The 24,447-nt window shown below is 70.2% G+C and carries 19 protein-coding genes; 2 read left to right on the top strand and 17 right to left on the bottom strand.

Annotated features, from left to right (window positions below; genetic code table 11):
- Nucleotides 1–66: 66 nt before the first annotated feature.
- Nucleotides 67–1,350 (bottom strand): TraR/DksA family transcriptional regulator, encoded by a 1,284-nt coding sequence (locus BLT97_RS13745; protein ID WP_093609651.1) that lies wholly within the window; start codon nt 1,348–1,350, stop codon nt 67–69.
- 597 nt (nt 1,351–1,947) lie between these two features.
- On the opposite strand from BLT97_RS13745, the gene ileS reads away from it, so the two are divergent.
- A complete protein-coding gene (gene ileS / locus BLT97_RS13740) occupies nt 1,948–5,091 on the top strand; it encodes an isoleucine--tRNA ligase (RefSeq protein ID WP_093609649.1) in 3,144 nt (1,047 codons plus the stop codon).
- 374 nt (nt 5,092–5,465) lie between these two features.
- On the opposite strand, the gene BLT97_RS13735 is transcribed toward ileS, so the two are convergent.
- The 16 genes from BLT97_RS13735 to rsmH form a co-directional block, all read right to left on the bottom strand.
- On the bottom strand, nt 5,466–6,551 hold the full coding sequence (locus tag BLT97_RS13735) for a DivIVA domain-containing protein (RefSeq protein ID WP_093609647.1): 1,086 nt from the start codon (nt 6,549–6,551) through the stop codon (nt 5,466–5,468).
- Between the two features lie 55 nt (nt 6,552–6,606).
- Nucleotides 6,607–6,891 (bottom strand): YggT family protein, encoded by a 285-nt coding sequence (locus BLT97_RS13730; RefSeq protein WP_093609645.1) that lies wholly within the window; start codon nt 6,889–6,891, stop codon nt 6,607–6,609.
- Nucleotides 6,892–6,950: 59 nt separating this feature from the next.
- Entirely contained in the window at nt 6,951–7,598 is a 648-nt protein-coding gene (locus BLT97_RS13725) for a cell division protein SepF (protein ID WP_093609643.1), read from the bottom strand.
- A gap of 125 nt (nt 7,599–7,723) precedes the next feature.
- A complete protein-coding gene (locus BLT97_RS13720) occupies nt 7,724–8,491 on the bottom strand; it encodes a YggS family pyridoxal phosphate-dependent enzyme (protein ID WP_425442701.1) in 768 nt (255 codons plus the stop codon).
- Between the two features lie 6 nt (nt 8,492–8,497).
- Nucleotides 8,498–9,235 (bottom strand): peptidoglycan editing factor PgeF, encoded by a 738-nt coding sequence (gene pgeF, locus BLT97_RS13715; RefSeq protein WP_093609998.1) that lies wholly within the window; start codon nt 9,233–9,235, stop codon nt 8,498–8,500.
- A gap of 11 nt (nt 9,236–9,246) precedes the next feature.
- Nucleotides 9,247–10,455 (bottom strand): cell division protein FtsZ, encoded by a 1,209-nt coding sequence (gene ftsZ / locus BLT97_RS13710; protein WP_093609641.1) that lies wholly within the window; start codon nt 10,453–10,455, stop codon nt 9,247–9,249.
- A 285-nt stretch (nt 10,456–10,740) separates the two neighbouring features.
- On the bottom strand, nt 10,741–11,529 hold the full coding sequence (locus BLT97_RS13705) for a cell division protein FtsQ/DivIB (RefSeq protein ID WP_093609639.1): 789 nt from the start codon (nt 11,527–11,529) through the stop codon (nt 10,741–10,743).
- Nucleotides 11,530–11,581: 52 nt separating this feature from the next.
- Nucleotides 11,582–12,676: an undecaprenyldiphospho-muramoylpentapeptide beta-N-acetylglucosaminyltransferase gene (gene murG, locus BLT97_RS13700; protein ID WP_093609637.1), complete on the bottom strand. Its 1,095-nt coding sequence runs from the start codon at nt 12,674–12,676 to the stop codon at nt 11,582–11,584.
- A 6-nt stretch (nt 12,677–12,682) separates the two neighbouring features.
- Nucleotides 12,683–14,023 (bottom strand): putative lipid II flippase FtsW, encoded by a 1,341-nt coding sequence (gene ftsW, locus BLT97_RS13695; RefSeq protein WP_093609635.1) that lies wholly within the window; start codon nt 14,021–14,023, stop codon nt 12,683–12,685.
- A gap of 59 nt (nt 14,024–14,082) precedes the next feature.
- Nucleotides 14,083–15,504, bottom strand: coding sequence for a UDP-N-acetylmuramoyl-L-alanine--D-glutamate ligase (gene murD, locus BLT97_RS13690; protein ID WP_093609633.1), 1,422 nt, complete (start codon nt 15,502–15,504; stop codon nt 14,083–14,085).
- Entirely contained in the window at nt 15,501–16,571 is a 1,071-nt protein-coding gene (gene mraY, locus BLT97_RS13685; RefSeq protein ID WP_093609631.1) for a phospho-N-acetylmuramoyl-pentapeptide-transferase, read from the bottom strand. Before mraY ends, murD begins: the two co-directional genes overlap by 4 nt.
- Entirely contained in the window at nt 16,568–17,971 is a 1,404-nt protein-coding gene (locus tag BLT97_RS13680) for a UDP-N-acetylmuramoyl-tripeptide--D-alanyl-D-alanine ligase (RefSeq protein ID WP_093609629.1), read from the bottom strand. The genes mraY and BLT97_RS13680 overlap by 4 nt, the downstream gene beginning before the upstream one ends.
- Before the next feature lie 4 nt (nt 17,972–17,975).
- Nucleotides 17,976–19,664, bottom strand: a complete 1,689-nt coding sequence (locus BLT97_RS13675; RefSeq protein ID WP_093609627.1) for a UDP-N-acetylmuramoyl-L-alanyl-D-glutamate--2,6-diaminopimelate ligase — start codon at nt 19,662–19,664, stop codon at nt 17,976–17,978.
- A 64-nt stretch (nt 19,665–19,728) separates the two neighbouring features.
- On the bottom strand, nt 19,729–21,684 hold the full coding sequence (locus BLT97_RS13670; protein WP_093609625.1) for a peptidoglycan D,D-transpeptidase FtsI family protein: 1,956 nt from the start codon (nt 21,682–21,684) through the stop codon (nt 19,729–19,731).
- Nucleotides 21,685–21,688: 4 nt separating this feature from the next.
- A complete protein-coding gene (gene ftsL, locus BLT97_RS13665; protein ID WP_245769309.1) occupies nt 21,689–22,303 on the bottom strand; it encodes a cell division protein FtsL in 615 nt (204 codons plus the stop codon).
- A complete protein-coding gene (gene rsmH / locus BLT97_RS13660; RefSeq protein ID WP_093609623.1) occupies nt 22,300–23,256 on the bottom strand; it encodes a 16S rRNA (cytosine(1402)-N(4))-methyltransferase RsmH in 957 nt (318 codons plus the stop codon). The genes ftsL and rsmH overlap by 4 nt, the downstream gene beginning before the upstream one ends.
- Before the next feature lie 398 nt (nt 23,257–23,654).
- Here rsmH and BLT97_RS13655 point away from each other — a divergent pair, with 398 nt between their 5' ends.
- The gene (locus tag BLT97_RS13655) at nt 23,655–24,203 is read left to right on the top strand and encodes a beta-class carbonic anhydrase (protein ID WP_093609621.1); all 549 of its coding nucleotides are present in this window, start codon (nt 23,655–23,657) and stop codon (nt 24,201–24,203) included.
- The last annotated feature ends 244 nt before the right edge of the window (nt 24,204–24,447 follow it).

Below are 24,447 nucleotides of genomic sequence, written 5' to 3'. Positions count from 1 at the left end.
GGAGCACCGTTCCTGTACGGGCGACCGCGCCCCCTCCCGGAAGCGCGGCACCTCCCGGTCCCGGCGTCAGAACCGCCGTTCCTGCTTCTGCTTGCACTCGACGCACAGGGTCGCCCGCGGGAAAGCCTGCACCCGCGCCTTGCCGATCGGGTTCCCGCAGTTCTCGCACAGGCCGTACGTGCCCGCGTCCAGGCGCTCCAGGGCACGCTCGCTCTGCTCGAGCATCTCGCGCGCATTGTTGGCGAGGGCCATCTCGTGCTCGCGCGTGATGTTCTTTGTGCCGGTGTCGGCCTGGTCGTCCCCGGCGCCGTCGCCCGAGTCGCGCATCAGGCCGGCGAGGGCCTCCTCGCCCGCGATGATCTCCGCCCGCAGCCGCTCGACCTCGGTCTGCAGCTCCGTACGGACTTCCGCGACCTCCTCCGGCGTCCACGGGTCCTCACCGGGACGGACGGCGAGCTCGCCGGGAGCGGCCTCGACGGTACGCGCCTTGGGCACCGCGCCGCCGCCCTTGCCCGACGCGGCCGTCTCCACAGTCTTCACAGCCTTCTTCGCACCCACCGACCTGGCTCCTGTCTGCTTCGCGGCCTGTTCGCTGCTGTCCGGCTTGCTCTGTGCTGCCTTGCCTTCGGACCTGCTGTGCGCCTTGCCGTCCGCCGTCTTCCCGGCGGTCGTCTTCCTGGCCGGCGCCTTCGCGGCCGCCGTGCTCTTCTCCTCGGCCGCCGCACCGGCGACGGACTTCTTCGCCGCGGCCTTCTTGGCCACGGTCTTCTTGGCCGCGGCCTTCTTCGCGGGCGCCTTCGCCGCGGCCTCGACCGCGGTCTCCCCGGCGGCACCCGCCTCCGTACCGCTCTTCTCCGCGGCCGTCTCCTTGGCCGCCGCCTTCTTGGCTGCCGCCTTCTTGACCGTCGACTTCGTGGCCGTCGTCTTCTTCGCGGCCGTCTTCTTGGCAGCTGTCTTCTCAGCCGCCGTCTTCGCGGCCGCGGCCTCACCGGCCACCGACGTCGCGCTGGTCTTCGCGGACTTCGCGGTGGTCTTCGCAGCCTTCGCGGACTTCGCCGCCTTGGCCGTCTTCTTGGCGTCGGCCTGCTCAGCCGCCGCGCCCGCGGTCTGCCCACCCCCCGACTGCTCACCCGCCGCCCCGGCCGCCGCCTCCCCGGCCGCCGCCTTCTTCTTCGCGGCGGCGGTCTTCTTCTCCCCTGCCGCGGTCTTCCTGACCGCCGAGGTGGACTTCACCGCCTTGTCCGTACGAGGCGCCGCGGCCGCGGTCGACTTCTTGCCGCTCACGTCCTTCGCCGCGGAAGTGGATCTGCTCGACGCCGAGTGCTGTTCGGCGGTCTTTTTCGCCACCATGGCCGCGGCCCCTTCACATATTGTGATCTTGCTCGCGAATCGTGCTGGGACGATAAATCGACTCCAGGCCCGCGGCAACGGGGCACGCCGCCCGATCCGCCCGCCCCGCGACGCCCACGCGACGGGTCTGCATCCGTTGTGCCCAGCTCCCCGCCCCGTAATCCGCGGCTCCGCTCCCGCCGGAGCCCGTCCGGGGCACGTATGGCCATTCGGGTCACTCCGGCCCCCTCCGGCGCGGGGTCCCGAGGGCCCGTCCGAAGCCCGAAAACCGGTCGGCCGGGCCGCCCCGCGCCCCGTACACTGGGGGCAGCGAAAAGGCGTGGATGGGGACGAGTAGCGTCCGTACGCAGCCCAGAGCGACCCGGGGACGGTGTGAGCCCGGGGGCGAGCGCGAGCGTGAAGATCACCCCGGAGCCGCCGGAAGAAAGCCGCAGCAGTCAGCGAGCGGTCAGTAGACCCGGCATCGCGACCCCAATGAGGGGGCTCACCGGCACACGCCGGAGGGCCAAGGAGGGTGGTACCGCGGGAGCCCTGCGCGACAGGCAGCAGGCACTCGTCCCTCCGACGGAAGGCAGCACATCCGCCGGAGGACGACAGATGACGCAGTACCAGCAGGTACCCGCCCAGGTCGACCTGCCCGCCCTCGAGCACGCGGTGCTCGACTTCTGGCGCGAGCAGAAGATCTTCGCGAAGAGCCTCGAGCAGTCCGAGGGACGCCCGGAGTGGGTGTTCTACGAGGGCCCGCCGACCGCCAACGGCATGCCGGGCGCCCACCACATCGAGGCCCGCGTCTTCAAGGACGTCTTCCCGCGCTTCCGCACCATGCGGGGCTACCACGTGGGCCGCAAGGCCGGCTGGGACTGCCACGGCCTCCCGGTCGAGCTCGCCGTCGAGAAGGAGCTGGGCTTCTCCGGCAAGAAGGACATCGAGGACTACGGCATCGCCGCGTTCAACGCGAAGTGCCGTGAGTCCGTGACCCGGCACACCGACGCCTTCGCCGAGCTCACGACCCGCATGGGTTACTGGGTGGACCTCGACGACGCCTACCGCACCATGGACCCCGAGTACGTGGAGTCCGTGTGGTGGTCGCTGAAGGAGATCTTCAACAAGGGCCTGCTCGTGCAGGACCACCGCGTCGCCCCCTGGTGCCCGCGCTGCGGCACGGGCCTGTCGGACCACGAGCTCGCGCAGGGCTACGAGACGGTCGTCGACCCGTCGGTCTTCGTCCGTTTCCCCCTCACCTCCGGTCCTCTGGCGGGCGAAGCCGCGCTCCTGGTCTGGACGACGACGCCGTGGACCCTCGTGTCCAACACCGCCGTCGCCGCCCACCCCGACGTCACGTACGTGGTCGCCACCAACGGCACCGAGAAGCTCGTGGTCGCCGAGCCGCTGCTCGCCAAGGCGCTGGGCGAGGGCTGGGAGGCCACCGGCCAGACCTTCACGGGCGCCGAAATGGAGCGCTGGAACTACCAACGTCCGTTCGAGCTCGTGGAGTTCCCGGCTCCCGCGCACTTCGTCGTCAACGCCGAGTACGTGACGACCGAGGACGGTACGGGTCTGGTCCACCAGTCCCCCGCGTTCGGCGCCGACGACCTCCTGGTCTGCAAGGCGTACGACCTCCCGGTGGTGAACCCGGTCCTGCCCGACGGCACCTTCTCGCCCGAGGTCCCGATGGTCGGCGGCGTCTTCTTCAAGAAGGCCGACGAGAAGCTCACCGCGGACCTCGACGAGCGCGGCCTGCTCTTCAAGCACATCCCGTACGAGCACAGCTACCCGCACTGCTGGCGCTGCCACACGGCGCTGCTCTACTACGCGCAGCCGTCCTGGTACATCCGCACCACCGCCGTCAAGGACCGTCTCCTCGAAGAGAACGAGAAGACCAACTGGTTCCCGGACTCGGTGAAGCACGGCCGCTTCGGCGACTGGCTGAACAACAACATCGACTGGGCCCTGTCCCGCAACCGCTACTGGGGCACCCCGCTGCCGATCTGGCGCTGCGAGGAGAACCACCTCACCTGCGTCGGCTCCCGCGCCGAGCTCTCCGAGCTGAGCGGCACCGACCAGTCCGGGCTCGACCCGCACCGCCCGTACATCGACGACGTCACCTTCACCTGCACCCACAACGGGTGTGAACTGACCGCGGTCCGCGTGCCGGAGGTCATCGACGCCTGGTACGACTCGGGTTCGATGCCGTTCGCGCAGTGGGGCTACCCGTACAAGAACAAGGAGCTCTTCGAGAGCCGCTACCCCGCGCAGTTCATCAGCGAGGCCATCGACCAGACCCGCGGCTGGTTCTACACGCTGATGGCCGTCGGCACGCTGGTCTTCGACAAGTCCAGTTACGAGAACGTGGTCTGCCTCGGCCACATCCTCGCCGAGGACGGCCGCAAGATGTCCAAGCACCTGGGCAACATCCTGCAGCCGATCCCGCTCATGGACCAGCACGGCGCGGACGCGGTGCGCTGGTTCATGGCGGCCGGCGGCTCCCCGTGGGCCGCGCGCCGCGTGGGCCACGGCACGATCCAGGAGGTCGTCCGCAAGACCCTCCTCACGTACTGGAACACGGTGGCCTTCCAGGCCCTGTACGCCCGTACGTCGAAGTGGGCCCCCTCGGACGCCGACCCGGCCGCGGCCGAACGCCCGCTCCTGGACCGCTGGTTGCTCTCCGAGCTGAACACGCTCGTCGAGCAGACCACCGAGGCCATGGAGGCCTACGACACCCAGCGCGCCGGCAAGCTCCTCTCGGCGTTCGTCGACGACCTCTCCAACTGGTACGTGCGCCGCTCGCGTCGCCGCTTCTGGCAGGGCGACAAGGCGGCGCTGCGCACGCTGCACGAGGTGGTCGAGACGGTCACGCGCCTGATGGCCCCGCTGACCCCGTTCATCACCGAGCGGGTCTGGCAGGACCTGGTCGTCCCGGTGACGCCGGGCGCCCCGGAGTCGGTCCACCTCTCCACCTGGCCGGAGACGGACAAGTCCCTTGTGGACCCGTCCCTTTCCTCGCAGATGGCACTGGTCCGCCGCCTGGTCGAACTCGGCCGCGCGACCCGCGCCGAGTCGGGCGTGAAGACCCGCCAGCCGCTCTCCCGGGCCCTGATCGCGGCGGTCGGCTTCGAGCAGCTCGGCGAGGAGCTCCGCGCGCAGATCACGGAGGAACTCAACGTCCAGTCCCTGGCCTCGTTGAGCGAGGTCGGCGGCTCGCTGGTGGACACCACGGCGAAGGCCAACTTCCGCGCGCTGGGCAAGCGTTTCGGCAAGGGCGTCCAGGACATGGCGAAGGCGGTCGCGAACGCGGACGCCGCCGCCCTCTCCCTCGCCCTGCGCGAGGGCACGGCGACGGTCGAGGTCAACGGCGAGACCGTGACCCTGACCCCGGACGAGGTCTTCATCACGGAGACCCCGCGCGAGGGCTGGTCCGTCGCGTCCGAGGCGGGCGCCACCGTCGCCCTCGACCTGGAGATCAGCGAGGAACTGCGCCGAGCCGGCCTGGCCCGTGACGCGATCCGCCTGATCCAGGAGGCCCGCAAGAACAGCGGCTTCGACGTGGCGGACCGCATCGCGGTGCGCTGGACGTCCAAGGACGCGGCCCTGACGGAAGCCCTCACCGAACACGCGGAACTCATCGCGGACGAGGTCCTGGCGGTGGACTACGCGCAGGGCGAGGCCGACGACTCGTACGGCGACCCGTTCACGGACGAGGCCCTGGGCCTGACGTTCCGGCTGCGCAGGACCGAGGCGTAGGCGGCAGGTTGTCCGGCCCGGCACCGCCCGGGCCGGACAACCATGTAAGCCCCGCCGGCGTTTGAGGCGATCCGACCGCAGGTCGGATGCGGGGTCCGGGGCGGAGCCCCGGTTTCGGGAAGGGGCGGGTGAGGGAAAAGGCGCCGCAGGCAGCCCCCACCGATCCCAGCCCGGCCAACTATCCGCCCTGGCAACCCGAAGGCCCGGCCCCACCCGATCCAGTGGATCGAGCGGTGCCGGGCCTTCGGCGGTGCGTACCGCCGTACAACTGGACACCGCCAGGCATACAAAAGGGCCGGGCCCCGGGATCAGATCCCGGGGCCCGGCCCTACAAGCCGCCGACGGCTACGCGCACATCAGGCGCGTACCGCCCGTCAGTTGTCGTCCTCGTCGATGAGGAATCCGCGCATCGGCGACGGCGCCTGCTGCATCGGCTGCGGAGCCTGCGGCCGCACCGGCGCCATCGGCTGGGTCATCGCCGGCGACATCTGCTGCTGACCGCCGTACGACGGAGCACCGGCCATGGACTGCTGGCCGCCCATCGACTGGTTGCCGCCCATGGTGTGGCCGCCCATGGAGGGCGCACCGGCACCGGCCGGAGCCATCGACGGGGAGGCGGGCAGCGACGCGGTCGCGGGGGTACGCGGCGGGGCGAGCGAGTCGTCCGCCTGCGTCTCCAGCTGGCGCAGCTGCGACTCCAGGTAGGACTTCAGACGCGTGCGGTACTCGCGCTCGAAGCCGCGCAGGTCCTCGACCTTGCGCTCGAGGGTGGCGCGGGCGGACTCCAGGGAGCCCATCGCGACGCGGTGCTTCTCCTGCGCGTCCCGCTCCAGGGCGTCGGCCTTGGCACGGGCGTCACGCTCGAGGCCCTCGGCACGGCTGCGCGCCTCGCCGACGATCTTGTTGGCCTCGGAGCGGGCCTCCGCGATCGCCTGGTCGGCGGTCTGCTGCGCCAGGGACAGCACGCGGGCGGCGCTGTCGCCGCCGGGACCCTGACCGGGCTGCGGCATCTGCGGACCGTGGTTGCCCATGGGGCCGCCCATCGGACCGCCCATGGGGCCGCCCTGCATCGGGCCGGGGCCCTGCGGACCGGGACCCTGCGGACCGTGTCCACCGGGACCGGCCGGAAGCTGCGGGGCACCGCTGGGCAGCTGCGGCGGGCCTCCCATGGGGCCGCCCATCTGCTGCGGCGGACCCGATATGCCGGCGGGCACGGGCGCACCGGGACCACGCTGGTCCTGCGGCTCCGGGGGCTTGCGCATGCCCTGCTGCTGGTTCTGCGCGGCGGCACGCGTCGCGGCGGCCAGCTTGGCGCGCAGGTCCTCGTTCTCGCGGAGCAGGCGGGTCAGTTCGGCTTCGACCTCATCGAGGAAGGCATCGACCTCGTCCTCGTCATAGCCTTCTCGGAGGCGGACGGTCGTGAACTGCTTGTTCCGCACGTCCTCGGGGGTCAACGGCATCTCTTCACCTCAACGTAGTCGTCGGCATTCGGCAAGACCGTAATGGACATCGTGCTCACAGCCGGCTCACAACGGAGATCAGGATGTAGACGATGATCATCAGCACGAAGAAGGACAGGTCGAGCGCCACGCCCCCGAGACGCAGCGGCGGGATGAACCGCCGCAGAAGCTTGAGCGGTGGATCAGTGACAGTGTAGGTGGCCTCCAGAACGACCACCATCGCCTTGCCGGGTTGCCATGAGCGGGCGAACTGGAAGACGTAGTCCATGACCAACCGGAAGATCAACACGATGAGGAACAACGTCAACGCGATGTAGAGCACATCCCAGACAACGCTCATGACTCGCGCTTCCCTCTCCCCATGTCTCGTGCTGCTCGTGTTCTTACCGGTACTGCGTCTCAGCTCTGGTTGAAGAACCCGCCCTCTGCGATGCGGGCCTTGTCCTCCGCCGTGACATCGACGTTAGCAGGAGACAACAGGAACACTTTCTGTGTCACCCGCTCGATGCTGCCGTGCAGTCCGAAGACCAGACCGGCTGCGAAGTCCACCAGACGCTTGGCGTCCGTGTCATCCATCTCGGTCAAATTCATGATCACCGGAGTGCCCTCACGGAAGTGTTCCCCGATGGTACGGGCCTCGTTGTAGGTCCGCGGGTGCAATGTCGTGATGCGGTACGGCTCCCGCTCGGACACAACCTTGGGCATGATCACCGGTGCGTTCTTCTCCAGGCTCTGACGTTCAGGTGTGATGGATGCCACGGGGGCGATTCGAGCGGGACGTCCGATTTCAGCCGAAAGCGCACTCGAGCCGCCCGCGGGAACGGGGACGGACGGTGAAACAGGTGCCCGCGGTGCGGGAGTTTGCACCTTTCGCTCCGGTTCCTCACGGTGCAGTTCACGCGACGGCTCGTGCCGCCTGCGGTCCCGCTCGGGCTCGGGCTCCAGCTCGGGTTCGAACTCGTCATCGGGGTCGAAGCCCCGGCCGTCGTAACCGTCGTCCTCCACGAGGCCGAGGTAGACCGCCATCTTGCGCATCGCGCCGGCCATGCTCTGAGTCCTCCGCTCTGAGGTGGATACGCGCGGCGCCGCCAAGTGCCCACGATCCACTGGATATCCCCGCTGATCTGCGAGAATGACCATATTTTCTGCTGTGGTCCGACTTCTTGGCGACGTTACCCGAGCCGGGGACGGACTCCGAGTACCGCAGTGCCGACGCGTACATGTGTCGCTCCGGCCGCCACGGCCTGTTCGAGGTCCGCACTCATCCCTGCCGAGACCATGTTCGCAGCCGGATGGGCGCGGCGCAGGTCAGTCGACAAATCCATCAGCCGCTTGAACGCCTTGAGTTGCTCACCGGCGTACGGTCCTGCCAGTGGAGCGACCGTCATCAGACCGTCGATCCGCAATCCGGGAGATTCCGCGACAAGCGCCGCCAACTCCTCGATTCCGTCCGGGGCCACGCCTCCGCGGTCCCCTCGTCCGCCGACCTCGGCGTCGAGTGCGACCTGGATGAGACAGCCCACTTCACGCTCCGCGCGAACAGCCGCCGCCGACAGCGAGGTGACGAGCTTCGCACGGTCGACCGACTGCACCACGTCGGCATAACCCACCACGGAACGAACCTTGTTGGTCTGCAGCTGGCCGACGAAGTGCCAGTGCAGATCGAGGTCCGCGCACGCCGCCGCCTTGGGGGCCGCGTCCTGGTCCCGGTTCTCGGCGACATGGCGGACGCCGAGTTCGGCGAGGTGGCGGACATCGCTCGCGGGGAACGTCTTGGTGACCACGATGAGCGTCACCTCGTCGCGGGCCCGGCCGGCCGCGGTGCACGCGGCCGCGATCCGCTCCTCCACCTCCGCGAGATTCGCGGCGAGTTCGGCCTTGCGCTCCGCCGGGTCCCTCGGGTCCATCCCGTCCGCCGTGTCCGTCGTACGGTCCGTCATGTCGTATCAGTCCAGCCAGATGTAGCTTGCGAGCCGCCCGGTGGTGCGGTCTCGGCGGTACGAGAAGTGGTCCGCGGATTCCCGGGTGCACACGCCGGACCCCGCGAGGTCCCGTACACCGAGCCGTTCCAACTGGGCCCGCACACCTGCCGTCACGTCGACGGCCGGCGTTCCCCAGCTGGTCTCCGCGTGAGCCGCGGGCTCGACGGCCGCGACCTCCGCGCGCATCGCGTCGGGTACTTCGTAGCACCGGCCGCAGACCGCGGGTCCCGTGCGCGCGATGATCCGCTCGGGCTCGGCGCCCAGCTTGCGCATCGCCTCGACGGTCTCGGGCACCACGCCCGCCACCATCCCCGGCCGCCCCGCGTGCGCGGCGCCGATGACGCCGGCCTCGGGGTCGGCGAGGAGTACGGGGGTGCAGTCGGCGGTGAGCACCGCGAGGGCCAGGCCCCGGCGGGCGGTCACCACCCCGTCCACGGAAGGGATCTCCGTTCCGGAGTCCCAGGGCCCGTCGACGACGGCGACGTCCTTGCCGTGCACCTGGTTCATCCAGACGACCCTGCCGGGGTCGATCCCCAGGGAATGCGCGGCGAGTTCGCGATTGCGGAGCACGGCCGCGGGGTCGTCGCCGACCGCTCCGCCCAGATTGAGCTGCTCGTACGGAGCGGCGCTCACTCCACCCCACCGGTTGGTGAAGGCGAAGTGAACGCCGCCGCCGCTCACGTGATCCTGCTGTGCCGCTATGGGTACCGGTGTCACTTCAGGAAGTCCGGTACATCCAGCTCTTCGGCCTGGCTGTCCTGGTAGGGACGGGCCGGCGGAACCTGCGGCGGGGCGATCGGCGCGGCCGGGGTCTCGGCCGGCTTCTCGGCGACCGGCTCGGGAGTCACGGCCTCCTCGCGCGGGGTCACGCTGCCGAGACCGCCGAACGCCGGGCGCGATTCCTGGCGTACGGGAGTCGGCTCCTCGCGCTTGGTGGAGGAGGCGCCGATCACGTTGTCCCGCTTGGCCGGCGGCTGGCCGCCGTCGAAACCGGCCGCGATGACCGTGACGCGGACCTCGTCGCCGAGCGCGTCGTCGATGACGGCACCGAAGATGATGTTGGCCTCGGGGTGCGCGGCCTCGCTCACCAGCTGGGCGGCCTCGTTGATCTCGAAGAGACCGAGGTCGCTGCCGCCGGAGATGGAGAGCAGCACACCGCGGGCGCCGTCGATGGACGCCTCCAGGAGCGGCGAGGAGATCGCCATCTCCGCGGCGGCCACCGCGCGGTCGTCGCCGCGCGCCGAGCCGATGCCCATGAGCGCCGAACCCGCCTCGGACATCACGGACTTGACGTCCGCGAAGTCGAGGTTGATCAGACCCGGCGTGGTGATGAGGTCGGTGATGCCCTGGACACCGGAGAGCAGGACCTGGTCCGCCGACTTGAACGCGTCGAGGACGGAGACCTGGCGGTCCGAGATGGACAGGAGCCGGTCGTTGGGGATGACGATGAGGGTGTCGACCTCTTCGCGGAGCTCCGCGATGCCGTCCTCCGCCTGGTTCGCGCGGCGGCGACCCTCGAAGGTGAACGGGCGGGTGACCACACCGATGGTGAGGGCACCGAGGGAGCGGGCGATGTTGGCCACGACGGGTGCGCCGCCGGTGCCGGTGCCGCCGCCTTCACCGGCGGTGACGAAGACCATGTCGGCCCCCTTGAGGACCTCCTCGATCTCCTCGCGGTGGTCCTCTGCGGCCTTGCGTCCGACGGCCGGGTTGGCGCCGGCGCCGAGTCCGCGGGTGAGTTCACGGCCGACGTCGAGCTTGACGTCGGCGTCGCTCATCAACAGGGCTTGCGCGTCGGTGTTGATGGCGATGAACTCGACACCCTTGAGACCGACCTCGATCATCCGGTTGATGGCATTGACACCACCGCCGCCGACACCGATGACTTTGATGACTGCGAGGTAGTTCTGCGGTGCTGCCACGTCGAAGGCCTCTCGCCTCGAGTTACGTGTCGTCGCCCGCCGGTCGTGCGCGGCGACGACTGATGTCGAATGGGGACGGTCCGAGCGCCGACCCGAACCCTAACGCTGAAGTTTAGGGTTACCAGTGCGTCTGTTGCTGGTCTTTGTCTGACCCTTCCGAACAGGACACTAAGTCGACAAGTGGCGCGCGTTCAACGAACACGCCGAACCTCCCGTTTTTCTTTTCACCCTATGTGATCAGCCGTTGCGCTGACCAACCAGGGTGCTGGCCAGGGCGTATGTACGTCAACTCCCTGATACGGCAGGGGAGGTGGGGGCGCTCACATCGAAGTGCTCAGCATCCGGAGCCGCTTTCATCAGGGCGGTCAACGCGGCGGCCTTCGACTCACCCTTCTCGCCGCTTCCCCAGTCGACGGTCCGGCCGTCGGTCAACTCCAGGGAGATGGAGTCATATGAACGCACTTCCATCGTGCGGGTCCGGGAAGCCACCACGGGCGGGATGTCGCGTGCCACTTCCACGGCTTCGACGAGCAGCCGGTCGATGCCGAAGCGGTGCAGACTCGGCGAACGGTCGGCGGTCAATTGCAGCTTCGGCACGTTCTTCGGCGGGCTGGTGACGGTCGCGAACCGTACGCCTTCGGCGTCCACTTCGACGAATTTGCCGTCTTTTTCCAGCAGCAGAACGGGCTTGCGTTCGGTCACTTTCAGCGCGATTCCGTGCGGCCAGGAACGCACCGCGTCCACCGAGTCGATACGCGGCAGTTCGCGTCGCAACCGGTCCTCAATCGCCTCCGCGTCGACGGAAATCAGCGGTGCACCGACCGGAACGGACGCGGCGTCCAGGACCTCTTCGGGGGTCAGGACCCGCGTCCCGGAGGTGGTGACGCGCTCCACCCGCAGCCACTCGGATCCGTACAAAAGCCAGATGGCCGCGCCGCCGACGACCGTCGTCAGGACGGCGACGACGAGCAGCAGCCGCGGGGAAGGAAGGCGGCGGCGGGCGGTCGGCCACGGCGGGCGGGCCGGTGCGTCCGACCGCCGCCGCTCACCGGTGACAGCTGAGGATCCGGCCACGCTCGCCTGCCTTCTCACGCCCTGTGGCGTGCCGCTTCGGATCGGCGAAGGCTCACGCCCGGTGGCGTGCCGCGATCGCCTCGTACACCATGCCGACCAGGAGTTCGTCGGCGTCCCTGCGGCCGAACTCCGAGGCGGCGCGGGACATCTCGAACAGACGGTGCGGATCGGCGAGGACGGGCAGCACGTTGTGCTGGACCCACTCCGGCGTCAGTTCCGCGTCGTCGACGAGGAGTCCGCCGCCCGCCTTGACCACCGGCTGGGCGTTGAGCCGCTGTTCGCCGTTGCCGATGGGCAGCGGGACGTAGGCGGCCGGGAGTCCGACGGCGGAGAGCTCGGCGACGGTCATCGCGCCCGCGCGGCAGAGCATCATGTCGGCCGCGGCGTACGCGAGATCCATCCGGTCCACGTACGGTACCGGGATGTACGGGGGCATCCCCGGCATCTGCTGCACCTGCGGCAGTTCGTTCTTGGGGCCGACCGCGTGCAGGACCTGGATGCCGGCGCGCTGCAGGAACGGAACGGCCTGCTGGACCACCTCGTTGAGGCGGCGGGCGCCCTGCGAGCCGCCGGAGACGAGCAGCGTGGGCAGGTTGGGGTCGAGGCCGAACGCGGCGCGGGCCTCGGGGCGGACCCGGGCGCGGTCGAGGGTGGCGATGGTGCGGCGCAGGGGGATGCCCACGTAACGGGCGCCGCGCAGCTTGCTGTCGGGGGTCGAGACCGCGACGGCGGCCGCGTACCGCGAACCGATCTTGTTGGCCAGACCGGGGCGCGCGTTGGCCTCGTGCACGATGATCGGCACGCCCAGGCGCTTGGCCGCGAAGTACGCGGGGAGGGCGACGTATCCGCCGAAGCCGCAGACGGCGTCGGCCTTGGTGCGCTCCAGGACCTGCTCGGCGGCCTTGATGGTGCCGCGCAGGCGGCCCGGGACCGTGAGCAGTTCGGGGGTGGGCTTGCGCGGGAGCGGTACGGCGGGGATCAGCGCGAGCTCATAGCCGCGCTCGGGTACGAGCCGGGTCTCGAGTCCACGCTCCGTGCCCAGGGCCGTGATGCCCGTGGTCGGGTCCTGCCTGCGCAGGGCGTCCGCGAGGGCGAGCGCGGGCTCGATGTGGCCGGCGGTCCCCCCACCGGCGAGTACGACATGCACCGAAATTCACCGCTCTCCGGACGGCCGCACCTTGGTGCGCCGTCGCATCGTGTTCCATCTCCCCGCAGCCCGCTTCTTACCAGAGGCCGACGACCTCATGGCAAGCGCGGCCCGCGCCGCGGGTTCATCGCGCGCGAACGCGATCAGCAGACCGATCGCGAACATGGTCGGCAGCAGCGCCGAGCCCCCGTAGGAGAACAGCGGGAGCGGGACTCCGGCGATCGGCAGCAGGCCGAGCACCGCACCGATGTTGATCACGGCCTGGGCCGTGATCCAGGTGGTCACGCCTCCCGCGGCATACCTCACGAAGGGCTCCTCCGTGCGTCCGGCCACGCGGATACCCGCATAGCCTAGAGCCGCGAAGAGACCGAGTACGGACAGCGTCCCCGCGAGGCCGAGCTCCTCCCCGGTGATGGCGAAGATGAAGTCCGTGTGGGGTTCGGGTAGTTGGCCCCATTTTTCCACACTGGCCCCGAGGCCGGAACCGAAGAATCCGCCTGAGGCCAGGGCGTAGATCCCGTGCAGCGCCTGCCAGCACTGGTCGCCGGGTCCGGCGTCCGAGGTGCCCAGACAGGCCAGGCGGGCCATGCGGTTGGGGCTGGTCCTGATGAGGATGAAGCCGAGCAGTCCGGCGACCGCGAGCACCCCGCCGAAGAGCCGCGTGGGCGCTCCCGCGAGCCAGAGCAGGCCGAAGAGGATGGCCGTGAGAATGATCGCGGTGCCCATGTCGCCGCCGAGCATGATCAGGCCGAGCAGCATGAACGTCACCGGAACGAGCGGCACGAGCATGTGCTTCCACTGCGTCAGAAGCCGCTTGTCGCCCTTGCGGGCAAGGAGGTCCGCGCCCCACAGCACGAGCGCCAGCTTGCCGAACTCGCTGGGCTGGAGCTGGAAGGGGCCGCCGAGCGAGATCCAGTTCTGGTTGCCGTTGACCGCATGCCCTATCCCCGGCACCTGCACGAGGATCATCAGGAAGACGCTGCCGACGAGGATCGGATACGCCATCGCCCGGTGCAGCTTGATCGGCATCCGCATCGCGACGACGAGCAGGATCGCGCCGAGCACGGCCGCGAAGAACTGCTTGCGGAAGAAGTACGAAGGCGAGAGCGAGTACTCGAGCGCCTGGATCTGCGAGGCCGAGTAGACCATCACGAGCCCGAGGGTCGTGATGAGCAGGCTGCCGCCCAGGATCAGGTAGTACGCGGTCAGCGGCCGGTCCCAGGCCCGCTTGGCCTGGTCGTGGAGCCGCCGCAGCGGGCTCATGGCGCTCGGCGGACGGCCGGGGCCTGGCGTGCGCGACGGCCGCGACGAGGGCCGCCGCACTGTGCCGGAACGGCTCGCACCCATCTCGTGTCCCCTCCAGTCGTCGCCCCCGCCCGCCGGGCGGGGGGCTGCTCGGACAGGGCTCAGGCGGTCTCGGCGGCGAGGACGCGGACCGCGTCCGCGAAGGCCTCGCCGCGCTTGTTGTAGTTCACGAACATGTCCATCGACGCACAGGCCGGCGCCATGAGGACGGTGTCCCCCGGCTGCGCGAGCCGTGCCGCCTCGCGGACCGCCGCGGACATCGCCCCAGTGTCGGTCCGTTCGAGGTCGACGACCGGGACGTCCGGCGCGTGTCGCGCGAGCGCTTCGCGGATCAGCGCGCGGTCGGCGCCGATGAGGACCGCGCCGCGGAGTCGCTTTGCCGACTTCTGTACGAGTTCGTCGAAGGTCGCACCCTTGGCGAGACCGCCGGCGATCCAGACGATGGACTCGTACGCGGCCAACGAGGCTTCCGCGGCATGGGTGTTGGTGGCCTTGGAGTCATCGACATAGGACACCCCCGCCACATCCTCGACGTGCGCGATGCGGTGCGCGTCCGGGCGGAAGGCCCGCAGTCCCTCCCGTACGGCGGAGGGCTGGACACCGTAGGCGCGCGCGAGGGCGGCGGCCGCAAGGGCGTTGGCGATGTTGTGCGGGGCCGGCGGGTTGACGTCGGCGACCTCGGCGAGTTCCTGGGCGTTCTTCTGCCGGTTCTCGACGAAGGCGCGGTCGACCAGGAGGCCTTCCACGACGCCGAGTTCGGAGGGGCCGGGTGTGCCGAGGGTGAAGCCGATCGCGCGGCAGCCCTCCTCGACGTCGGCCTCCACGACCAGGTCCTCGGTGGCCTTGTCCGCCACGTTGTAGACGCAGGCGACCTGGTTGCCCTCGTAGATGCGGCCCTTGTCGGCGGCGTACGCCTCCATGGAGCCGTGCCAGTCGAGGTGGTCGGGCGCGAGGTTCAGGACGGCCGCGGAGTGGGCGCGCAGCGAGGGCGCCCAGTGCAGCTGGTAGCTCGAGAGCTCCACCGCGAGCACGTCGTACGCGTCGTCGCCTTCGAGGATCACGTCGATGATCGGGGTGCCGATGTTGCCGACCACGGCGGTCTTCAGGCCGGCCGCGCGCAGGATCGACGCCAGCATCTGGGTCGTCGTGGTCTTGCCGTTGGTGCCGGTGATCGCGAGCCAGGGGGCCGCACCGGGGCCGCGCAGGAGCCAGGCGATCTCGACGTCGCCGACCACGTCCACGCCCGCTTCCGCAGCGGCCGCGAACAAAGGCGAGGACGGCTTCCAGCCCGGCGAGGTGACGACGAGCGAGGTGCCCTCCGGCAGCGTCTCCGCGTCCCCCAGGCGTACGGAGATCCCGACCGCCTCCAGGGCCGCGGCCCGCTCCTTGTGCAGCTCGCCCGAGCCGCCGTCCACGACGGTCACCGAAGCGCCGAGGCCGGCCAGGGCGCGGGCGGCGCTGATGCCGCTCACGCCGAGACCGGCGACGGTGACGTGCTTGCCCGCAACGTCCAGGGAGGTCACTTGTTGTTCGCCCAACCTGCGTAGAAGAGACCGAGACCGACGATCACGCACATGCCCTGGATGATCCAGAACCGGACCACCACAAGGACTTCGGACCACCCCTTGAGTTCGAAGTGGTGCTGGAGCGGCGCCATGCGGAAGACGCGCTTGCCGGTGAGGCGGAACGAGCCGACCTGGATGACCACGGACATGGTGATCAGGACGAAGAGGCCGCCGAGGATGGCGAGCAGGAGCTCCGTGCGGGAGCAGATCGCCAGACCCGCGAGGGCGCCGCCGAGCGCGAGCGAGCCGGTGTCGCCCATGAAGATCTTGGCGGGCGAGGTGTTCCACCACAGGAAGCCGAAGCAGGAGCCCATCAGCGCCGAGGCCACGATCGCGAGGTCCAGCGGGTCGCGTACCTCGAAGCAGGCCGAGGGGTTGGTGAGCGTGGTCGCGTTGGCGCAGGACTCCTGGAACTGCCAGACACCGATGAAGGTGTACGCGCCGAAGACCATCACCGAGGCGCCGGTCGCGAGGCCGTCGAGGCCGTCGGTGAGGTTCACGCCGTTGGACATGGCCAGGATCATGAACAGCGCCCAGACCACGAACAGGACCGGGCCGATCTGCCAGCCGAAGTCCTGCACGAACGAGAGCTTCGTGGAGGCCGGGGTGTTGCCGCGGACGTCCGCGAACTGCAGGGCGAGCACCGCGAAGGTGATGCCGACGATCAGCTGGCCGGCCATCTTGGCCTTCGCCCGCAGACCGAGCGAACGCCGCTTGATGATCTTGATGTAGTCGTCGAGGAAGCCGACGAGACCCATGCCCGCCATCAGGAAGAGGACGAGAAGACCCGAGAAGGTGGTGGGTGCTCCCGTGATCAGCTTCGTGGCGAAGTACGCGATGACCGTCGCCAGGATGAAGGCGATACCGCCCATCGTCGGCGTACCGCGCTTGCTGGCGTGCTCGCGCGGGCCGTCGTCGCGGATGTACTGCCCGTAGCCCTTCTTCGCGAGCAGCTTGATGAGCAGCGGGGTGCCGATCAGGGTCAGGAAGAGCCCGATGACACCGGAGAACAGGATCTGCCTCATCGGCCGGAGACCTCGCCCTCAACACCCTCGGTCAGCGCGATCGCGACCTGCTCCAGGCCCACGGACCTGGACGCCTTCACGAGTACGACGTCTCCCGGGCGCAGCTCGCTGCGCAGCAGGTCGATCGCCGCCTGTGCGTCGGACACGTGCACCGACTCCTCACCCCACGAACCCTCGTTGTATGCGCCCAGTTGCAGCCAGGACGCTTCCCTGTCCCCGACCGCGACGAGCTTGCTCACGTTGAGACGGACGGCGAGCCGTCCGACCGCGTCGTGTTCGGCCAGTGCGGAGTCGCCGAGCTCGGCCATCTTGCCGAGCACCGCCCACGTGCGGCGGCCCTTGGCCATGGCGGCCAGGGCGCGCAGCGCGGCCCGCATGGATTCGGGGTTCGCGTTGTAGGCGTCGTTGACGACGGTCACACCGTCCGCGCGCTCGGTGACCTCCATGCGCCAGCGGGACAGGTTGCCCGCCCCGGAGAGCGCGGTCGCGATCTCCTCGGCGGACATACCCAGGTCATGGGCGACGGCGGCCGCGGCAAGCGCGTTCGACACGTGGTGCTCACCGTACAGGCGCAAGGTCACGTCGCTGCACCCGGTGGGTGTGTGCAGCGTGAAGGCGGGCTGCCCGGTGTCGGTGAGACGGACGTTTTCCGCGCGTACGTCGGCGTCCTCCGCCTCTCCGAAGAACAGCACCTTCGCCTGCGTACGCGAGGACATGGCGCGTACGAGAGGGTCGTCCGCGTTGAGGACCGCCGTGCCGTCGGCCGGCAGCGCCTCCACCAACTCGCCCTTGGCCTGGGCGATCTGCTCGCGGCCGCCGAACTCGCCGATGTGCGCGGTGCCGACGTTGAGCACCAGGCCGATCTTCGGCGGGGTCAGGCCCGTGAGGTAGCGGATGTGGCCGATGCCGCGGGCGCCCATCTCCAGGACGAGGTGCTTGGTGGTGGCGTCCGCGGTGAGCGCGGTGAGCGGCAGGCCGATCTCGTTGTTGAGCGAGCCCGGCGTCCAGACCGTGGGCGCGCGGTGCTGCAGTACCTGCGCGATCAGGTCCTTGGTGGACGTCTTGCCGGCGGAGCCGGTGAGGGCGACGACTTCGGTGCCGAGCCGCCGTACGACCTCGCGGGCGAGCTTGCCGAGTGCGGTCTGCACGTCGTCGACGACGATCGCGGGCACACCGAGCGGCCTCGTCGCGAGCACAGCGGCCGCTCCGGAGGCGATGGCCTTGTCCGCGTAGTCGTGGCCGTCGACATGCTCGCCGGCGAACGCGGCGAACAGGCCGCCTTGTTCCACCTTGCGCGAGTCGATGACGACGGAGCCGGTGACCTCACGGCCGGTGTCCGGTATGTCGTGGGGCTGCCCGCCGGTGATGGTGGCGATCTCGGCGAGGGAGAGGGCGATCACAGCTTCATCCCCGGGTGGTCGTGTCGGCCGCGCGGTGGCGTTTGATCGCCGCCCGCAGCACGTCTCGGTCGTCGAAGGGGCGTACGACCCCGTTGATGTCCTGTCCTTGTTCGTGGCCCTTGCCGGCGACGAGCACGGTGTCGCCGGGCTCGGCGCGCGCGACCACCGCGGCGATGGCGGCGGCCCGGTCCTCATAGAGGACGACGTCCCCGCGCTCGTGCACGGGCACCTCGGCGGCGCCCGCGACCATCGTCGCGAGGATCGCGAGGGGGTCCTCGGAGCGCGGGTTGTCGGAGGTGAGCACCGCGGTGTCGGCGAGCCGTGCGGCCGCCGCACCCATGGGCGCGCGCTTGGTCCTGTCGCGGTCGCCGCCGCAGCCGAGCACGATGTGCAGCTTGCCCTCGGTGACCTTGCGCAGGGCGCGCAGGACCGATTCGACGGCGTCCGTCTTGTGCGCGTAGTCGACGACGGCGAGATACGGCTGGCCCTCGTCGATGCGCTCCAGGCGGCCCGGCACACCGGGCACGGCCGCGATGCCGTCGGCGGCGGTCTGCGGGTCGATGCCCGCCTTCGCCAGGGCCACGATCGCGGCGAGGGTGTTGGCCACGTTGAAGGGTCCGGCCAGCGGGGACTTGGCGTTCACGCGCTCGCCGCCCGGGCCGATCACCGTGAACTCCGAGTCCATCGGGCCGACTTCGACGTCCTCGGCACGCCAGTCGGCGTCCGGGTGGCCCTCGGCGGAGAAGGTGACGACCGGGACGGTCGCCTCCTTCACGAGCCGGCGGCCGTATTCGTCGTCGAAGTTGACGATGCCGAGCTTCGAGCGCTTCGGCGTGAACAGCTGCGCCTTCGCCTGGAAGTAGTCCTCCATGTCGGAGTGGAACTCCATGTGCTCCGGGCTCAGGTTGTTGAAGACGGCGATGTCGAAGACACAGCCGTCCACCCGACCCAGGACCAGTGCGTGGCTGGAGACCTCCATCGCGACCGAGTCGGCGCCGCGCTCGCGCATCACCGCGAACAGGGCCTGCAGATCGGTGGCTTCGGGCGTGGTGCGTTCGGACTTGATGCGCTCGTCGCCGATGCGCATCTCGACGGTGCCGATGAGCCCGGTGTTGCGCCCGGCCGCCTTCAGGCCGCCTTCGACGAGATACGCGGTCGTGGTCTTGCCCGACGTACCGGTGATCCCGATCTGGAGCAGGTCCTCGCCGGGACGCCCGTAGATCGTGGCCGCGAGCTCGCCCATCCGGCCGCGCGGGTCGCCGGAGACGAGCACCGGCAGACCCGTGGCCGACGCGCGGGGCAGGCCCGCCGGGTCGGTGAGGATCGCGACGGCGCCGAGGTCGGCGGCCTGCGCGGCGAAGTCGGCGCCGTGGACACGGGCGCCGGGCAGCGCGGCGTAGATGTCACCGGGCCGTACCGCACGTGAGTCGTGGGTGATGCCGGTGACCTCGGCGTTTGCGGGGGCGTCGACCCCGAGTGCGGCGGCGAGGTCGGCGAGGGTGCTCGCCTGGACCCGCTCCGGCCGCGGCGGTCCCGGGTAGGTCACGGGGCCGCCCTCACGGGTGGTGGGGGACTGATCAGCGTGTGGCACGGCGGTGAGCGTACCGGGCGCGGGTGGCCCGGGGCGAAATGGGGCGGCGTGGCCGCCCGGCTGCTCGGTCCGGTTCCCGGAACCCGGGGTGATCGTTGTCACGGCTGCGGTACCTGTTCGGTGCTCGTGGGGGTGTGCGTACGGGGGTTGCTGTGGGGCGTCCGGGTCAGTCCTCCGGCTTGAAGGTGACCGGCATACCGGGGGCCTTCGCCCCGGTGGGCGCGACCTGGAGGGTCTTCAGGGCGAACTCCATGACCTGCTTGTAGATGGGGGCGCAGATCTGGCCGCCGAAGTAGTTGCCCTTGGTCGGGTTCTGTACGACGCAGTAGACGGCGAGCCGGGGCTTGTCGGCGGGTGCGAAGCCGGCGAACGACGAGGTGTAGCCGTTGTAGCGGCCGGTCACCGGGTCGACCCGGTTGGCGGTGCCGGTCTTGCCGGCCACGCGGTAGCCGTCGATCTGCGCCTTGGTGCCGGTGCCCTCGGGGTCGTCGACCACGGACTGGAGCATCTCGGAGAGCGTCTTGGCCGTGGACTCGCTGATGACCCGGGTCTTCTTCGGCTCGTCCTCGGGCGTGAACCGTCCGTCGGGTCCCTTTTTGCCGCGCACGAGCGAGGGCTCCACGCGGACGCCGCCGTTGGCGACCGTCGAGTACATGGAGACGGCCTGGACGGCGTTGAGCGAGTAGCCCTGGCCGAACGGGACGGTGTACTGCGTCGACGTGGACCAGTCCTCGGGCTTGTGCAGGATGCCCGGGGTCTCCCCCGGGAAGCCGGTGCCCGTCTTCTCCCCCATCCCGAACTTGCGCAGGTAGTCGTAGAGGACCTTGTTGGCCTCCGGCTGCGTCTTGCCGAGCTGCTGGGTCGCGAGGATCGTGCCGATGTTGGAGGACTTGGCGAGGACGCCGCTGAGCGTCAGGTACCAGGTCTCGTGGTCGATGTCGTCCTTGAAGAGCCGGTCGCCGCGGTGCAGGCGGTTGGGCACGGTGACATGGGTGTCGGGTGCGGCGGCCTTCTCCTCCAATACGGCGGCCATCGAGATCAGCTTGCTGGTGGAGCCGGGCTCGTAGGCGTCCTGAAGGGCGGGGTTGCCCAGGTTCTCGGCGCTCGCCTTGGACAGGTCGTTGGGATCGAAGCCGGGCGCGTTGGCCAGCGCCAGGATCTCGCCGGTCTTCGTGTCCTGGACGACCACGTAGCCGCGGTCCGCCTTGGACTTGGCGACCTGGTCCTCGATCGCCTTCTGCGCCATGTACTGGATGTCGCGGTCGAGCGTGAGCTCCACGTCCGAGCCGGGCACGGCCGGGGTCTCGCTGCTGCCCGCGGTCGGGACGCGGCGCCCGCCGGACTGGGCGTACGTGATCATGCCGTCCTTGCCGGCGAGGTGCTCCTCCAGCTGCGACTCGATGCCGCCGCCGCCCTTGCCGTCGGCGTTGACCCAGCCCAGTATCCCGGCGGCGAGATCGCCGTTCGGATAGATCCGCTTGGTGCTCGGCTCCTGGAAGACACCGGCGAGGACGCCGCCGGTCTTCGGGTTCTTGTCGGCCAGCGCGCTCTTGAGGTCCTTGATCTGCTTCCAGACCTGCGGGGTCTGCCGGCGCGCGAGCAGCGCGTAGCGCGACTTGGGCTTCTTGAGCTTGGCCGCGAGGTCGGCCGCGTCCTTGCCGAGGATCGGGGCGAGCAGCTCCGCCGCCTGCTCGGGCGCGTCCTTCGTCTCGGTGGCCTTCTCGGTGAACATCGACGGGTCCGCGGTGATGTCGTACGCGTCGACGCTGGTCGCGAGCTGGAAGCCGTTGCGGTCCGTGATCTCGCCGCGGGTGGCCGCGAGCGTGGTGCTGAAGTACCGGTTCTCCTCCGCCTTGGCCGTGTACGCGCTGGCGTCCACGGCCTGCACCTGTACCAGCCGTACGACGAAGGCGAGCAGCACCAGCGTCAGGCCGAGGCTGACCAGGCGCAGGCGCGGGCGGGGGCTGCCGAGCCGGATGAGGTTCGGCGCGGGCCGCCTCGGTGCGGGCTGCGGGCGTCTGGCGGCGGGCCGGGCGCCGGGGCCGGGCCGGCGCGGGACGCCGGGGCGCGGGGGCTTCGCCGGTCCGGGGACGCGGCGGCGCGGCGGTTGCCGGTCGGTCACGGACTCACCTGCCGGGGGTCGTGGAGGGCGAGGGGCTGGTCGTGGGGGCGGTCGGCGACGGGGATGCGGCTCTCCCGGCGGCGCCGGACACGGGTTCACCGGAGGCTCCGGACGCGGGCTCACCGGACGCACCGGGCGCGGGCTCCTCGGAGGGCGCCGCGGAGGCGGAGCCGTCGGGTGCCGGCGAGACGGAGACGGTGGGCGCCGGTGCCGTGGGCTTCGGGGTGGCCTTGACCGGTGCCGGCGGCGCGGTCGCGACGCCCGGGGTGCCGCGCACCTTGCCGTCCGGGTCGAGGAAGGCGGGCGCTCCGCCCGGCACCATGCCGAGCTCGCGGGCCCGCCGCTCCAGGGCGTCGGGGGCGGAGTAGCCGTCGACCTCGTTCTCGAGCTGCTGCTGCTGATCGGTGAGCTCGGTGGTCTCCCGCTTGAGCTTGCTGAGCTGGAACGACCCTTGGTTGAGCGCCGAGTTGAGCATGAGGAGCACGATCAGGCCGCCGCCGAGAAGCACCACGATGAGCAGCACGAACGGGGTGCGGGCCGCCGAGGCGGGGCCTGCGGGAAGCAGCCGGGCCAGCCGTGCGGCCCGCCCTCGCAGCTGCGCCACCCCGCGCGGGCTCACGACAGGTCCTCCCGGATGCGCTGCGCCGCGCGGCACCTGGCCGGGGCGGCCCGCCGGTTCTCGGCGATCTCCTCCTCGGTGGGCAGTTCGGCGCCGCGCGTGAGCAGCTTCAGACGCGGCTGGTACTGCTCGGGGACCACGGGCAGGCCGGGGGGCGCGGTGTTGGCCGCTCCCTCCGCGAACACCTGCTTGACCAGGCGGTCTTCGAGCGAGTGGTACGACAGGACCACGCACCGGCCGCCGACGGCGAGCGCCTTGACGGCCGCGGGGATCGCCCGTTCCAGGACGGACAGTTCACCGTTGACCTCGATGCGCAGCGCCTGGAAGGTGCGCTTGGCCGGGTTGCCGCCGGTGCGCTTGGCGGCCTGCGGCAGCGCGTCACGGATCAGCTCGACGAGCCGCGCGCTGTTGGTGAACGGCTCCTTGTCGCGCTCGCGCACGATCGCGCTCACGATCCGCTTGGCCTGCTTCTCCTCGCCGTACGCCCGGAGGATCCGCACGAGTTCGCCCGCGGGATACGTGTTGAGGACCTCGGCGGCGCTCATGCCGGTCGTCTGGTCCATGCGCATGTCGAGCGGTGCGTCCTGCGCGTAGGCGAACCCGCGGTCGGCCTCGTCGAGTTGCATGGACGAGACGCCGAGGTCGAAGAGGACACCCTGCACCTTCGGGATGCCGAGGCGGTCGAGTACGTCGGGGAGTTCGTCGTAGACGGCGTGCACGAGGGTGGCGCGCTCGCCGAAGGGGGCGAGCCGTTCGCCGGACAGGCGCAGGGCTTCCTTGTCGCGGTCGAGTGCGACGAGCCGGGCCTCGGGGAACTGCTGCAGCAGGGCCTCGCTGTGTCCGCCGAGGCCGAGGGTGCAGTCGACGACGACCGCCCCGGGCTTGGTGAGCGCGGGGGCCAACAGGTCCAGGCACCGCTGGAGCATCACCGGGACGTGTCGCTGCTCGCTCAACGCACCCTCTCAAGTCGGGTGCGGCCCGCACGCTACGGCCGGGTCCCCGCCCGCTCGTACTGCGAAGGGGAAGTGGTCCGCAGGCGCCGGGAAAGCGGTGCCGGCCGACCGGAGCGGGAGGAGGCCGAGCCGTACGTACGACCGCACGCGCGGGGAGATCGGACCCGATCTCCTTCAGTTCGGTGGCCGCCAGACGCGTACACGTCTGTCGGTTCGCGTCACTTTAGTCCACCGCCTGCCCCGGTCAATCAACCGGGAGTGCGCGTCGCCGTCAGGCCCGGTCACCCGTACGGGCCCCGGCCGCCACTCCTGTGGAGTGCGTCACGACAAGGCCGTTTGACGTTCTTTGTCACCTCTGACAGCGGGCTTGTATACACATTCGCCGCTACCTTTCTGCCATGTCGACTTCGCGATCGTTCTCCCCCGGCCCGAACGGCGCCATATCCGGACAGGGCACTGTCACCGACCGCCTCGTCGAGGCGAACCAGCGCTATGCCACGGACTTCGTGGACCCGGGCATGGACGCCCGCCCGGTCCTCAAAGTCGCCGTCGTGGCCTGCATGGACGCCCGGCTCGACCTGCACGACGCGCTGGGCCTCGAGCTCGGCGACTGCCACACGATCCGCAACGCAGGCGGCGTCGTCACCGACGACGTGATCCGTTCGCTCACCATCAGCCAGCGCGCGCTCGGCACGCAGAGCGTGGTCCTGATCCACCACACCGGCTGCGGTCTGCTCACCCTCACCGAGGACTTCCGGCACGAGCTCGAGGACGAGGTCGGCCAGCGTCCGGCCTGGGCCGTGGAGGCCTTCCGCGACGTGGACCAGGACGTGCGCCAGTCCATGGCCCGGGTGCGCACCTCCCCCTTCCTGCTGCACACCGACGATGTCCGCGGCTTCGTCTTCGATGTGAAGACCGGTCTGCTGCGCGAGATCGACGCGGCCTGAGCAGGAGATCGACGCGGCCTGAAAACGTGCCGGGTGCCCGCGCGCGGCGCCCGGCACGTGCCCCTCATGCGCAGCCGCGCCGTACCGTAAACCCTCCTAAAACCCGACATAGGGCGGTCACTTGTCCACAGGCGAGTGACACGAACGGGTAACGGCAACAAGAATGCGGGGGAGGCATCGCGCCGGAACCATCCGCACGCGATGCCCGTGTTTCGGGGTGGGTCGGGTCGAACAGAGACATCGG

This window comes from Streptomyces indicus (assembly GCF_900100315.1).
In the GTDB taxonomy this organism is placed as follows: Bacteria; Actinomycetota; Actinomycetes; order Streptomycetales; family Streptomycetaceae; genus Streptomyces; species Streptomyces indicus.
The sequence above is the reverse complement of the archived record's forward strand: the minus strand, read 5'-3'. Positions and strand labels throughout refer to the sequence as shown.